The sequence below is a fragment of the Streptomyces sp. NPDC052042 genome (genome assembly GCF_044548345.1).
In the GTDB taxonomy this organism is placed as follows: Bacteria; Actinomycetota; Actinomycetes; order Streptomycetales; family Streptomycetaceae; genus Streptomyces.
Map to the genome: position 1 here is coordinate 1 of NZ_JBIUBU010000044.1, position 13,005 is coordinate 13,005.

Below are 13,005 nucleotides of genomic sequence, written 5' to 3' on the forward strand. Positions count from 1 at the left end.
GACAGCAGGCCCTGTCCCAACTATCCCCATGACCAGGCATCCAGCACCCTGTCCCGCTGACACCCACCCAACGCCACCAACGCGCCCACTCACACTGCGCGCCGTCTGGAGCCGGCAGCGGCACAACGTCTGCCACTGGCTCAGGCAAACTGACACACGGGACGGCCTCCCCTACTACCGAGCCCTCAAGCCGCTACTCGACGCCCACGCCGAGCAACTGGCCAAGGCGACCGACAGCGGCCCGCAGTTCCGCAGGTGGCAACAAGCCGGCGGCTGCTGAATCTCATGCTTCCAGTGCAGGGCAGGGTTCCTCCTCCGACTGCAGGAACGCCAGAACGGCCTCCGCGAACTCCATCGGTTGGGATTTGTGGATCAAGTGCCCGGCCGGAATGGTGACGACTCGCCCGTGAGGAACACGACGGGCCAACTCGACGATGCCGTCCTGGGGCACGTGACTGCGTGGCCCGCCAGCCACGACAAGGGTCTTGGCGGTGATCTTGCTGAGGCGCTGCAGCCATTCCGCATCTGGCGTGTCGACTTGCCGCCTGATGGCCAACACCATTTCCCAGTCGAACGTCAGCTTCCCATCCGGCCTGGTCGGAGTGGTCTGTTCCCGAGGGCGTGGGATTGGAACGTCCTCCAAGACGAGCCGGTCCACACGCTGCGGACAGTCCTCAGCAAGCAGATAGGCAACGATCCCTCCCAACGAGTGCCCCACCAGATCCACCCGGTCAAGTGCCAGTGCATCCAGAAATCCGAGCACGTCGTCCCGCATGAGTTGCAGCGAGTACTCCCCTGGCCAATCACTCCGGCCGTGACCGCGAAGATCGAGAGCATAGACACGCCAACTGCGGGCAAAGACAGGTGCCACGATGTCCCAGTCCGTGGCATCCTCGCCCAGCGCGTGCAACATGACGAGCGGCGGAGCGTCCGACGGTCCCGAGGTCTGATAGGCCAGCCGGACGCCCCCAACGTGAATCGCATGATGATCAGCCATGCCGGAAAAATATCGGGGCGCCCGCGCCGCAGAAGCACCGTTCACCAACGGCCGAACCGACTTCTGCCAGCGGTGGTGACAACAACCCTGCTTTTGTGACAACTATCGCGCTTCGGCTCAGATGTGAGCCGAAGCTCAGTAGTTGTCACCGGCAGAGCCGGATGACGTGGCGAATGAGACCGAACGAAGCAGCGTGGTTGTCACCGACGAGGCACGCGGCTTGTCACAACTGCTCATTCAGCAGCCTTTCTGTCACCAGTCCCGCGACCAGCGGCTGGAGGGGTGCGCAGCCGTAGACGTTCTCCTTGAGGCCCGAACATGATCAGATACTCGACCGGTCCGGCGGATCCGGCATTCGCGACTCCGTGGGGGATGCGGGTGTCGAACTCGACGACGTCCCCGGCAGTCAGGACGAGGTCCTGGCTGCCGAGTGCGAGCCACAACCGCCCGTACATGACGCACAGCCACTCGTAGCCCTCGTGGGACACCTGTCGGGGCCGCCCAGGCGGCTCCGCGACGGCAGGCAGGACGTGCTTGTGGGCGTGCAGGCCGCCGACGTACCGGGTCAGCGGCAACACTGCCTTGTCGTCGCCGAAGCTGTGCGGCGCCGTGCTGCGGGGCTCGGCCGCAGGGGCGGGTGCGGTGCCGACCAGGTCGTCCAGGGCGACTCCGTATTCCTTCGCCAGCTGCAGCACCACCTCCAGGGTGGGCTTGCGTCGGCCGGTCTCGATCCGCGACAGCGTACTGGGCGAGATGCCGGTCGCACAGCTGACATCGGCGAGTGTGACGCCACGGCGCTCGCGCACAACCCGCAGCCGCGGCCCCATCGCCGCCAGCGTCTGGGCCACGTCGTCACCTGCCACCGTCCCCGTTCCTTCCCGCCGTGCCGCTTCACCGCCCTGTCCTGCAACCTTGCCAGAATGGCAACGCTGATCGCGCCGAGTGGCCGCAGCGCCGCATGATCGATGGGTTCCCGCCAGCCGCCCGCATACCGAGGAGAAGTCCCCCATGCGATCCGAGCCGACCGCCGCACACCGCCACCGCACCGTCGATGCCCCTGCCGGTCGCCTGCACCTGGTAGAGCAGGGCACCGGCCCGTTGGTCCTGCTCGTGCACGGCTTCCCCGAGTCCTGGTACTCCTGGCGCCGCCAGCTCCCGGCCCTCGCCGCGGCCGGGTACCGGGCAGTGGCGATCGACGTGCGCGGCTACGGCCGCTCCTCCAAGCCCGCCGCGACCGACGCCTACCGAATGCTCGACCTGGTGGAGGACAACGTCGCCGTCGTGCGCGCCCTCGGCGAGGAGAGCGCGGTGATCGTCGGCCACGACTGGGGCTCCAACATCGCCGCCGCCTCCGCCCTGCTCCACCCCGGAGTCTTCCGCGCGGTCGGCTTGCTGAGCGTCCCGTACGCGCCGCCCGGCGGCCCCCGCCCCACCGACATCTTCGGCCAGATCGGCGGCCCCGAGCAGGAGTTCTACGTCTCCTACTTCCAGGAGCCCGGCCGCACCGAGGCGGAGATCGAGCCCGACGTCCGGAGCTGGCTCGCAGGCTTCTACGCCGCCCTGTCCGCCGACACCATGCCAGCCGAGGGCGAGCCCGACCCGCACTTCGTCGCCCCGGGCTGCCAGCTGCGCGACCGTTTCCCCGCCGGCCCGCTCCCGGCATGGTTGAGCGAGGAGGACCTCGACGTCTACGCCGGGGAGTTCGAGCGCACCGGCCTGACCGGCGCCCTCAACCGCTACCGCAACATGGACCGCGACTGGGAAGACCTCGCCCCGCACCGCGGAGCCCCGATCAAGCAGCCATCCCTGTTCATCGGCGGCGCCCTGGACGCCTCCACCACCTGGATGTCCGACGCCATCGACGCCTACCCCACCACCCTCCCCCGCCTGTCGGCCTCCTACCTCCTGGAAGGCTGCGGCCACTGGATCCAGCAGGAACGCCCCGACGAGGTCAACAGCCTGCTGACCGACTGGCTCGCCACGATTCAGAGCTGAACCAGGCGGGCTACCTGGGCAGCTTGGCGGTGCGTTTCGGGTGGGCCGCGCCGAGGTTGCGCATGCCGGTCTGCTCGGTGATGCCTGTCCCGTCGCACCGCGTCTGACATGTGGTGGGCTGCTGACCTGCACTGTTGCCAGGTCGTTTGAGACCGCTGGCGGCCAACGTTCTCAAGCGACCTGGCTTTCGCGGAAGTCTCGGTCGCGATAGATGCAGGAGCGCCGCCGAGATCGCCAACGGTATCCGCCAGAGATCGCCGTTCTCCAGGGCGCTGCGATGTGGAAAGCCCCGAACCCGCCCTCGCCGCCTCGGATCTGCACGTGGTGATGTGCTGTGCGATGTGCACCATTACCTGTACACGGTGCTGAGCTGCGCTGTTGATGGGGAGTCGAACCCCCGCGTTGCTCTTCACGCGCCAGGAGTGGGCTGGAAATCCGCCAGCCCTCGGTGTGTGCACGCCTCCGAAGCTGCTACCTGCTCCACATCGTTCCAGCTTGCTGGACTACTCAGTCCAGCAGGTCGACCTCCCAGTTCGCACGTTGGATCCGCACATCGACCTCGCGGATCTCCCGGGCGAGTGCATCAGCCTGACCACGCAGTTCGGCGACCGGAAGCGCGGAGAGCATCATCAGCTCGGACCGAAGCTGCCGGCCGTATCCCCGCTCACCCTTGCCTGCCGCCGCGTCCGCCGCCGCGGTGACCACAGAGTGACGCAACCGCAGGACATCCCGGCGTGCGAGGGCATCGGTGAGCGTGCCGTCCGGGCCCATCTCCACGGTGGCATTGGTCCGGTTGATCCGCCGGATCAACGTTTCCAGAGCGCCCAGCACCTCACCGGCCTCGGCCAACAACTGGGCCGCATCCTCGGCGGGTGTCTCCCCTTCCTGGTATCGCGCACTGTCGACGACGCGCGCTCGCAGCTGTTCTACACGACGCGTCGCTTCCACACGTTCTGCCAGTGCCTCAGCCAGCTTCACTGTCTCCGCTTCCCCCTCCATGAGCCGGCACGAGTATACGAGTGCGAACCAGCTCGTACACACCTGGATTTTGATCCGCTGGAGCCCTGATCAGCCACTGGAGTGAGACCGGACAGCCGCTCAGAGCGCCACGAAGAAGAACCCGACAGTACGAACGAGAACGAGTGGGAATCCGACAGCTTCAGCGCGACAGGACAGATGCCGAACAGTCGCACCGCACGTACTCCACTACGCCAGTGACAACAAGCGTGCCTATGTGACAACTACCGTGCGTCGGCTCACGGATACGTTTCTAGCAGGTCTGGAATTCGGCCGGGTCAGAACCGGAACTCTATTTGAGATACGTGTGTGAAATCCGCGCGCAGGCCAGCGGCGCGGGTTCCCCATTCCGTGAAATACGACTCGGTGATGGCCTCCGTAACGATCGGATGCAGGTCTTCCTCCGTCGCACCGGCCTCCTGGAGTTCGAGGATCTGCTTCGCGTAGGTGGGCGAGATCGCCGTGGTGATGCTGCGCTCGCGGCCGTCGTCCGAGCTGCCCGTGCAGGTGAATCCGAAGTAAGCCGTCACCTCCACCATCATCCCGCTGGAGGTGGCCGCCTGCTCCCGCGCCTGTGCTCTGACCTGCGGTTGCCACTCGGATTCGGTCTCCTCCACCAGGGCGGCCTGGAGGCGCTTCTGCGGGGTCGTCAGCGTCCCGGCGCGGTAGCGCTCCACCGCCCGGCGCGAGACGCCCAGGCGCTCCGCCAGGGCCTTGGTCGAGCCCTTGGCCCGCGTGAGAAGGAATTTCACCTGTGCCTTTGCTGATTTCGGCGCGGGTCGGGTGAACACCTTCCGCTCCGCCCGCGGGAGGGCCTCCAGAACCTTGCCGCGGCGCGGGACCGACTGCTGCTGCTCGTGATCGCTCATGCCAGCCAGTCGGCCACGGAACCCCTGTGGACAGAGGGAGGCGTCCGCCTGGGGTGGGTGCCAGCCAGCGTTCGTCCGTACGGTGGAAGCATGACGACGTCTTCCGCCCCCGAGCCAGCGCCGGTACCCATCCGAGTGCTGCTGCCCGGCGACCAGGAGTTCTCTGCGGCAGAGCATGTGGCGCGAGGCCAGCCAGTGGGACTTCATGCAGCTCAGCGCCGGTTTATTTCACGCTAGCAGGCACAACAGGTGTGGTGCTATCGCCAGTTCAGGTGATGCCCCGGCGGCAGCTGGGCCGCCGAGGCTTCGGGCCGGTCAGCCGCAGCAGGCGCTCGCTTCCACGGGGGCAGAGGGGGCGGTGCGGGTGGCGGTGGCGGGCTTGACGGCGCGGACGATGGCGGAGTGCATGCCGTCTGCGACCGCGTGGGTCGGGGTGAGTTCGATGTCGGTGAAGCCCACTGCTTCCAGGCCCTGGCGGTACTCGGCGAAGGAGAGGGCGCCTGCGATGCAGCCGACGTAGTCGCCGCGTTCCGCGCGCTGGGCCGGCGTGAGCGAGTCGTCGGCGACGACGTCGGAGATGCCGATGCGGCCGCCCGGGGCCAGCACGCGGAACATCTCGTCGAAGACCGCCGGCTTGTCCGTGGACAGATTGATCACGCAGTTGGAGATGACGACGTCGATGGTGTTCGCGGGCAGCGGGATCGCCTCGATGGTGCCCTTGAGGAACTCGACATTCGTGGCGCCCGCCTTCTTCTGGTTGGCCAGCGCCAGGGCGAGCATCTCCTCGGTCATGTCCAGGCCGTACGCCTTGCCGGTGTGACCGACGCGGCGGGCGGACAGCAGGACGTCGATGCCGCCGCCGGAGCCGAGGTCGAGGACGCGCTCGCCCTCGTGGAGGTCGGCCACGGCGGTGGGGTTTCCGCAGCCGAGGGAAGCGGCGACCGCCTCGGCAGGGAGGGCGTCGCGTTCGTCGGACGCGTAGAGCGTCGAGCCGAAGTTGTCATCGACCTCGACGGCCTGGGGTCCGCAACAGGCCGAGCCGCCCTCGGTGACCTGCACGGCAGCGGCGGCGTAGCGTTCGCGGACGGTTTCACGCAGGTGAGTGGACTGATCACTCATGGCATGCCTCCAGGGCGAGAAGGGATCGGAGCGGCTTGTTTCGATGTTTCTCAATGCAACCTTGCGCCCTGGATCGAAGTTCGCCAACATAGAGGTATGTCGAAACAAGAGCTGGTCGTGCTCGGCCAGGACGAGAGCGGCTGCTGCCCCACCCTGCTGACCGCACCGCTCGACGAGGACCAGGCGGTCGAGCTGGCCAAGGTGTTCAAGGCGCTCGGTGACCCCGTCCGCCTCCGGCTGCTGTCGATGATCGCCTCGCGCGCGGGCGGCGAGATCTGCGTCTGCGACCTCACCCCCGCGTTCAACCTCTCCCAGCCGACGATCTCCCACCATCTCAAGCTGCTCCGGCAGGCCGGGCTCATCGACTGCGAGCGCCGCGGCACCTGGGTCTACTACTGGCTGCTGCCCGAGACGACCGACAGGCTCGCCGGCATCCTCACCCGCCCCGGGCAGCCCACTGCCGTGGAGACGTCTTCATGAGCGACAGCACCACCGCGCCGGTGGCGGCGCGACTGTCCTTCCTGGACCGCTTCCTGGCGGTGTGGATCCTGGCCGCGATGGCCGCCGGCCTCGGCCTGGGCCGCCTCGTTCCGGGCCTCGGCGACGCGCTGGCCAAGGTCACCGTGACCGGGGTCTCGCTGCCGATCGCGCTCGGCCTGCTCGTGATGATGTATCCGGTGCTCGCCAAGGTCCGCTACGACCGGCTCGACACCATCACCCGCGACCGCCGCCTGCTCGTCCCTTCGCTGCTGCTGAACTGGGTGCTCGGTCCGGCGCTGATGTTCGCGCTGGCCTGGATCTTCCTTCCGGACCTGCCCGAGTACCGCACCGGCCTGATCATCGTCGGGCTGGCCCGCTGCATCGCCATGGTCATCATCTGGAACGACCTGGCCCGCGGCGACCGCGAGGCCGCCGCCGTCCTGGTCGCCCTCAACTCCGTCTTCCAGGTCCTCGCGTTCAGCCTGCTCAGCTGGTTCTACCTCTCCGTGCTGCCCGGCTGGCTCGGCCTGGAGCAGACCGCCCTGGACGTCTCGGTGTGGGAGATCGCCCGCAGCGTCCTGATCTTCCTCGGCATCCCCCTGCTGGCAGGGTTCCTGACCCGCCAGCTGGGCGAGAAGGCCAAGGGGCGCACCTGGTACGAGACGAAGCTCATCCCGCGCATCGGCCCGTTCGCCCTGTATGGGCTGCTGTTCACCATCGTCGTACTCTTCGCCCTCCAGGGCGACGCCATCACCTCCCAGCCCTTCGATGTCATCCGCATCGCGCTGCCGCTGCTCGTGTACTTCGTGCTGATGTGGGCCGGATCCATGATCCTGGGAAGGGCAGTCGGCCTCGACTACTCGAAGACGGCGACGCTCGCCTTCACGGCCGCGGGCAACAACTTCGAACTCGCCATCGCGGTGGCCATCGCCACCTACGGCGCCACCAGCGGTCAGGCCCTCGCCGGAGTCGTCGGCCCGCTTATCGAAGTACCCGTCCTCATCGGTCTCGTGTACGTGGCGCTCTCCGCGCGCCACTACTTCCCCGACTCCCCTGCCCCGGCGGTCTCGCCGGCCGCCGCTCCGGAAGGCTCCGCCCGTGTCTGAAGCCGCCAAGCCCACGGTCCTGTTCGTCTGTGTCCACAATGCAGGCCGCTCCCAGATGGCCGCCGCCTGGCTGGCCCACCTCGCCGGGGACCGCGTCGACGTCCGGTCCGCCGGCTCCGCCCCGGCCGATGCAGTGAACCCGGTTGCCGTCACGGCGATGGCCGAGGTCGGCATCGACATCTCCGCAAAGACCCCCAAGGTGCTGAGCGTCGAAGCGGTGCGTACGTCGGACGTGGTGATCACGATGGGCTGCGGGGACACTTGCCCCGTCTTCCCGGGCAAGCGGTACCTCGACTGGAAGCTCGAGGACCCCGCGGGCCAGAACCTCGACGCCGTGCGGCCGATCCGGGACGAGATCGGCCAGCGCGTACAGGTCCTGCTGGACGAGTTGCTCCCCCGAGCCTGAGCCACCGGTCCGCGGTTCCTTTCTGGTTCAAGGCCCGCGTCAGTTCACGGTTGGCCGCGCGCGGCCTCCAGCTCCGCCTCCCGCTCGTCCAGCCGCGCCACCAGCTCGGTGTTGGTCTGCTCCAGCCGAGAAAGCTGTCGCTGGAGTTCCTCGTGGTCGACGGGGGCTCCGAGTCCTGATTCCCGCCACGCCTGCTCGCCCATCAGCTCGGAGAGGCGACGTTCCAGGCGCCGGGTCTGGGTGACGAGGCCGGTGTTGCGGGCATGGGCGTTGGCGAGGTCGGCCTGCAGCGAGGCCAGGCTGACCGGGGGCCCGGCCGCGGGGTCCGATCCGGAGGGCTGGAGCTCGGCAGCGTGGATGAGGGCGAGCAGGTCGCGGTGGCGGTAGAGGAAGGTGCGGTCGACGCCGGCCTGCCGGGCGATGCCGCTCACGCTGACCGGGGTGCCGCTCTGCACCGCGTTCTGGATGGCGCCCTTCACACGCTGGCGGCGGCGTTCACCGTCCGCGCGGCGGCGGGCGGGTGACCGCGAGATCTGGCAGCGAGCATCTTCGTGGCCACCTCGGGCTGTACCTGGCGGCGGTCGGCCGCCGGTGTTCGGGCCGGCCCGGCCCACGGCCTACCGGCGCTTCGCACGGTGGAGCCTGGCCCGCGTCCGGGCCGGGCTCCACCGGCTCATCCTCGGCGGACTCGGCGAACTCGGCGCCGAGGGCGGCTACTGGTCCGGCTGGACCATTCCAGCTGCTCCGGGACGACCGCCAGGCCGCAGCCGGACCCCGGCTTGGGCGGTGTCGGTGGACTCCACGATCCTGCGGGCCCTCCAGCACGCGGCCGGGCCCGCGAAGGGCCCCGGCCGCGTGCTCGACCATGGCCACCTGGCGCATCGGGCCAGGAGAAACCGGAGTCGCCGACGGCACCAGCCGTCCGTTGCACACGTACGGCGCTCAGCCACGCGCGCCCCTCGTCAGGAGCTCGTAGCCTTGGTCCATGGCGGAAGCCACACCCGACAGCGGACCGGACCAAGGCGACAGAAAGGGTGACGTCTCCGGGCGAACCCCTTCCGGCGGCTCGGCGCTCACGGCCCCCGCGGCCGAGAGCGGCGCCGGAGCCATCCAGCTCCCCGCATGGACCAAAGCCCTCGGCTGGTGCGGTGTCGCCGGGCTGATCTACCTGCTGATCTGTGCCGTGAGCATCATCAGTCGCGGCTTTGCGGGGCTGGGCAGCGACGCGGCGCAACCATGTTTGCCTTCGCCGCGCACCCGTGGGTCGGGCTGAGCGTCGGCGTTCTCGCCACGGTCCTGATCCAGTCGTCGACCACGACGACGGCCATCGCTGTCACCGCCGTGGGGTCGGGCGCGTTGCCCATCCAGGGCGCGATCCCCATCATTCTGGGCGCGAACGTCGGCACCACCGTGACAACGAGCCTGGTCGCACTGACCTTCATCGGCGACCGCACGGAGTTCCGCAGGGCGCTGGGCGCCTCGACCGTCCATGACTTCTACAACTGGCTCGCGCTGCTGATCTTCTTCCCGATCGAACTGATCCGGCACCCGCTGAAACACATCAGCGGGACGTTGGCCCATGCGCTGTACGGCACGGACTGGCTGCCGAACCCGGCCCACTTCAACTTCATCCGGGCGGCCACCAGGCCGGTGGAACACGGAGTGATCCACGCGACCTCGCACATCAGCAGCACACTCGGTCCGCTGTTCACCATCGTGATCGGCGCCGCGCTGATCCTGGTCGCCGTCCGTTACCTGGGAAGCCTGCTCAAACTGCTCATGGTCGGCAGGGCCCGCGACATTCTGATCAAGGCCGTCGGCCGCAACGCCTACCTCGCCATGGCGTCGGGCATGGGCGTAACCGTCGTCACCCAGTCCTCGACCATCACCACGTCCGTGCTGGTCCCCTTCGCCGGAACAGGCATCCTGACACCGGCGCAGGTGTATCCCGTCGTCGTCGGCTCCAACCTCGTCACTACGTTCACGGTGGTCTTCGCGGCGTTCGCAGGCGTCGGACAGGACGCGAAGATCGGCCTGCAGGCAGCCTTCGTGCATCTGGTCTGCCCGCCCTGGTCATCGTGCTGGTGGGCGTGCTCTGAGTACGTCGTCCGACGACGGAAGCAGCCACGGGGGCCGGCCGGGCGCACCACCCCCCTCCTTGGTGTGCGTGGGTTGGACCTCGACGTCGGTGGAGGCGCCCTTGATCTCCCCCGCGCCCGCGGGCCCACTTCGGGTGGCCCCCGGCGTCCGAGGCGGGGGAAGGAACGGCGGCCCGCCGCCGCCGTCACCGCTGCCCGTTTGTCTCTACGGCCGGACGGCGCCGGAAGGCACGCTCGCTCTGGCGCCGGTATCGACCGCGGCGCCCCCACCGACCGAGGAGAGACGGCGATGTCCGACCACACCGAGAGCGTCTACCGCGTCGTGCTCAACGACGAGGAGCAGTACTCGATCTGGCAGGCCGAACGGGAACTGCCCGCGGGCTGGCGGGCCGAGGGCACCGAGGGCAGCAAGCAGGAGTGCCTGGACCACATCGGCCGGGTGTGGACGGACATGCGTCCTGCCTCCCTGCGCCGCCGGATGGAGAGCGAGGCCGTCGGCGCGGCGGCCGGTCAGGGCGGACGCCAGAGCGTTTCGGCCTGATCCGCCCACCGACACCGAGGGGAAGCCCGGCGATGAAATCCGTCTCCCAGCCGCGATACCGGCCGGCCCTCGTGGCGCGGGCGGACCAGCCCGAGGACGAGGAAGCCGTACCGCACGACGCCACCGATCTCTCGCGCCCCGCACCCACCGCGTACGGCGCGGACCGCACCGGGACGCTGGCCGCCGTCGGCGGGACGCCGCTGGTGGAACTGACAAGGCTGCTGCCCGGCGCCCGATTCCGGGTCTGGGCCAAGCTGGAGTCGGTCAATCCCGGCGGCAGCATCAAGGACCGGTCCGCCTACACCATGCTGAGCCACGCGGTCGCCACCGGTGCGGTGGTGCCCGGCAGCGGCACCGTGGTCGAGTCCAGTTCCGGAAACCTCGGCGTCGGCATGGCGCAGGCGTGCCGCGCCATGGACCTGCGGTTCATCTGTGTGGTGGACCCGCGCACCAATCCGCAGAACATCGCGATCATGCGGGCGCTCGGCGCGGAGGTGCACACCGTCACCGAAGGCGACCCGGTCACGGGCGAGTTCCAGCCGGTGCGGATCGCACGGGTGCGGGAGCTGGTCGCCGCGCTGCCCGGGGCGTACTGGCCCAACCAGTACGCCAACCCCCGCAACGCCTGGGCGCACCGGATCACCATGCAGGAGATCGTGGAGGATCTGGGCCGGGCGCCCGACTACCTGTTCTGCACGATCAGTTCCTCCGGCACCCTGCGCGGCTGCGGCGACCTGATACGCGACCACCGGCTGCGCACCCACGTGATCACCGTGGACGCCGAGGGCAGTGCCATCTTCCGGCCGCCGACCGGGCGCAGGCTGATCCCGGGCCATGGCGCGGCGGTCCGGCCTCCGCTGTACCGGGGCGGGCTCGCCGACGAGGTGCTGCACGTCAGCGATCTGGACAGCCTGGTGGGCTGCCGCCGTCTGGCGCTGCGCGAGGGACTGCTGCTCGGCGGCTCCTCCGGCGCGGTGGCCACGGCCCTGGAACGGCTGAGCGGGCGCATTCCGGACGGCGCCGCCTGTGTGCTGATGATGCCGGATCGCGGCGAGCGCTATCTGAACACGATTTACGACGACGGGTGGGTGAAGGCTCAGTTCGGCGAGGTCACCCATCTGTGGAAGGACGAGGTGGCCGACATGGCCGAGAACGGCGAGATGATCGGGGTGGCACCGTGCTGACGCTCGGCAACGGAGACGTCCGGCGGCTTCTGGACGGCCGGGAGCGGGAGGTGCTGGACGCCGTGCGGGAGGCGTATCTGCGCCATGCCGACGAGGAGACGTCGCTGCCGCACTCGGTGTTCCTCCGTTTCCCCGACGACACCCGCAACCGGATCATCGGGCTGCCCGCCTACCTGGGCGGGCCGGAACCGCTGGCCGGGATGAAGTGGATCGCCTCCTTCCCCGGCAATGTCGCGGACGGTCTGGAGCGCGCCTCCGCCGCGATCATTGTCAACTCCATGCGCACCGGCCAGCCGGTGGCCCTGGTGGAGGGCTCCACCATCTCCGCCCGGCGCACCGCGGCCAGTGCCGCGCTCGCCGCCGCCGCGCTCCCGCCCGAGGGCGGGCGGGAGACGGGTGTCTCGCTGATCGGCTGCGGCGTGATCAACTTCGAGGTGCTCCGCTTCCTGCTGGTGGTACGGCCCGAGCTGACCGATATCACCGTCTTCGATCTGGATGCCGGACGGGCGGAGGACTTCCGTGGACGCTGTGCCTCGGAGTTCGGCGGGGACGGACGAGTGGTGCGGGTGGCGAAGAGCGCCGAGGCGGCGCTGGGCGCGCACCGGCTGGTGAGCCTGGCGACCACGGCCACCGTGCCGCACCTGGACCTGCGCGCGTGTCGGCCCGGCACCCTGGTGCTGCACGTCTCGCTGCGGGACGTCACGGTGGAGGGTGTCCTGGACGCGGTGAACGTGGTGGACGACCCCGACCATGTCTGCCGGGCCGCCACCTCCGTACATTTGGCGGAGACCCGGGTGGGTGACCGTTCCTTCATCGACGGCCCCCTCGGAGAGCTCCTGCGGAGCAAGGATCCGGAACACCGCGACCCGCAACGCACCACGCTGTTCTCGCCGTTCGGCCTCGGAGTGCTGGATCTGGCGCTCGCCGGGCTGGTACTGCGCGAGGCCCGCGCGGCCGGCGTCGGCACCGAGATCAGCGGCTTCCTGCCGGAGCCCCGGGTCACCGAGCCCGCCTGAGCGGACCGCCCCCTCGTCCGGCGCCCCCCCAGGTGGAGCGCCGGACGAGGGGGCGTATGGGGATCGGCCCCCCATATTGCGCCAGCTCCTACCCACTCCTGTCCGAAAATCTCTCCCGGGCAGGTCAGCACAGCTCCCGGGGTGCGGCCCCCCGTGCGCGGTCGAACGCTCACGGG

Annotated in this window: 14 protein-coding genes and 1 pseudogene; 9 read left to right on the top strand and 6 right to left on the bottom strand. The window is 69.2% G+C overall.

Annotated features, from left to right (window positions below; translation table 11 throughout):
• Window positions 1-283 precede the first annotated feature (283 nt).
• Together ACIHCL_RS35045 and ACIHCL_RS35050 are read right to left on the bottom strand one after the other, a co-directional pair.
• A complete protein-coding gene (locus tag ACIHCL_RS35045; protein WP_399868434.1) occupies window positions 284-997 on the bottom strand; it encodes an alpha/beta fold hydrolase in 714 nt (237 codons plus the stop codon).
• 233 nt (window positions 998-1,230) lie between these two features.
• Window positions 1,231-1,860: a helix-turn-helix domain-containing protein gene (locus ACIHCL_RS35050; protein WP_399868436.1), complete on the bottom strand. Its 630-nt coding sequence runs from the start codon at window positions 1,858-1,860 to the stop codon at window positions 1,231-1,233.
• A gap of 145 nt (window positions 1,861-2,005) precedes the next feature.
• Between ACIHCL_RS35050 and ACIHCL_RS35055 the strand changes: the two genes are divergently transcribed.
• A complete protein-coding gene (locus tag ACIHCL_RS35055; protein WP_399868438.1) occupies window positions 2,006-2,992 on the top strand; it encodes an alpha/beta fold hydrolase in 987 nt (328 codons plus the stop codon).
• A gap of 507 nt (window positions 2,993-3,499) precedes the next feature.
• On the opposite strand, the gene ACIHCL_RS35060 is transcribed toward ACIHCL_RS35055, so the two are convergent.
• The 3 genes from ACIHCL_RS35060 to arsM form a co-directional block, all read right to left on the bottom strand.
• The gene (locus ACIHCL_RS35060) at window positions 3,500-3,970 is read right to left on the bottom strand and encodes a DIP1984 family protein (RefSeq protein WP_399868440.1); all 471 of its coding nucleotides are present in this window, start codon (window positions 3,968-3,970) and stop codon (window positions 3,500-3,502) included.
• Window positions 3,971-4,287: 317 nt separating this feature from the next.
• Window positions 4,288-4,878 carry a telomere-protecting terminal protein Tpg gene (tpg, locus tag ACIHCL_RS35065; protein ID WP_399868442.1) on the bottom strand — a complete coding sequence of 197 codons (591 nt, stop codon included), beginning with the start codon at window positions 4,876-4,878 and terminating at the stop codon, window positions 4,288-4,290.
• Window positions 4,879-5,193: 315 nt separating this feature from the next.
• Window positions 5,194-5,997 (bottom strand): arsenite methyltransferase, encoded by an 804-nt coding sequence (gene arsM, locus ACIHCL_RS35070; RefSeq protein WP_399868444.1) that lies wholly within the window; start codon window positions 5,995-5,997, stop codon window positions 5,194-5,196.
• A 96-nt stretch (window positions 5,998-6,093) separates the two neighbouring features.
• On the opposite strand from arsM, the gene ACIHCL_RS35075 reads away from it, so the two are divergent.
• From ACIHCL_RS35075 to ACIHCL_RS35085, 3 genes are read left to right on the top strand one after another with little or no spacing between them, the layout of a single operon-like run.
• Entirely contained in the window at window positions 6,094-6,477 is a 384-nt protein-coding gene (locus ACIHCL_RS35075) for an ArsR/SmtB family transcription factor (protein WP_399868446.1), read from the top strand.
• Window positions 6,474-7,583, top strand: a complete 1,110-nt coding sequence (arsB, locus tag ACIHCL_RS35080; RefSeq protein ID WP_399868448.1) for an ACR3 family arsenite efflux transporter — start codon at window positions 6,474-6,476, stop codon at window positions 7,581-7,583. The genes ACIHCL_RS35075 and arsB overlap by 4 nt, the downstream gene beginning before the upstream one ends.
• Window positions 7,576-7,989, top strand: a complete 414-nt coding sequence (locus tag ACIHCL_RS35085) for an arsenate reductase ArsC (protein WP_399868450.1) — start codon at window positions 7,576-7,578, stop codon at window positions 7,987-7,989. The genes arsB and ACIHCL_RS35085 overlap by 8 nt, the downstream gene beginning before the upstream one ends.
• A gap of 44 nt (window positions 7,990-8,033) precedes the next feature.
• Here ACIHCL_RS35085 and ACIHCL_RS35090 read toward each other — a convergent pair whose 3' ends face one another.
• Window positions 8,034-8,468 (bottom strand): hypothetical protein, encoded by a 435-nt coding sequence (locus ACIHCL_RS35090; protein WP_399868452.1) that lies wholly within the window; start codon window positions 8,466-8,468, stop codon window positions 8,034-8,036.
• A 506-nt stretch (window positions 8,469-8,974) separates the two neighbouring features.
• Between ACIHCL_RS35090 and ACIHCL_RS35095 the strand changes: the two genes are divergently transcribed.
• The 5 genes and pseudogenes from ACIHCL_RS35095 to sbnB all read left to right on the top strand — a co-directional run bounded on the left by ACIHCL_RS35095 (window position 8,975) and on the right by sbnB (window position 12,829).
• Complete coding sequence (locus tag ACIHCL_RS35095) at window positions 8,975-9,262, top strand: hypothetical protein (RefSeq protein ID WP_399868453.1); 288 nt, start codon at window positions 8,975-8,977, stop codon at window positions 9,260-9,262.
• A pseudogene (locus ACIHCL_RS35100) lies at window positions 9,226-9,933 on the top strand (Na/Pi symporter); the annotation flags it as partial. The gene ACIHCL_RS35095 and the pseudogene ACIHCL_RS35100, both read left to right, overlap by 37 nt.
• Window positions 9,934-10,377: 444 nt before the next feature.
• Window positions 10,378-10,629, top strand: coding sequence for an MbtH family protein (locus tag ACIHCL_RS35105; protein ID WP_399868474.1), 252 nt, complete (start codon window positions 10,378-10,380; stop codon window positions 10,627-10,629).
• A 32-nt stretch (window positions 10,630-10,661) separates the two neighbouring features.
• Window positions 10,662-11,813 (top strand): 2,3-diaminopropionate biosynthesis protein SbnA, encoded by a 1,152-nt coding sequence (gene sbnA / locus ACIHCL_RS35110; RefSeq protein ID WP_399868455.1) that lies wholly within the window; start codon window positions 10,662-10,664, stop codon window positions 11,811-11,813.
• Window positions 11,807-12,829 (top strand): 2,3-diaminopropionate biosynthesis protein SbnB, encoded by a 1,023-nt coding sequence (gene sbnB / locus ACIHCL_RS35115; RefSeq protein WP_399868457.1) that lies wholly within the window; start codon window positions 11,807-11,809, stop codon window positions 12,827-12,829. Before sbnA ends, sbnB begins: the two co-directional genes overlap by 7 nt.
• Window positions 12,830-13,005: the final 176 nt, after the last annotated feature.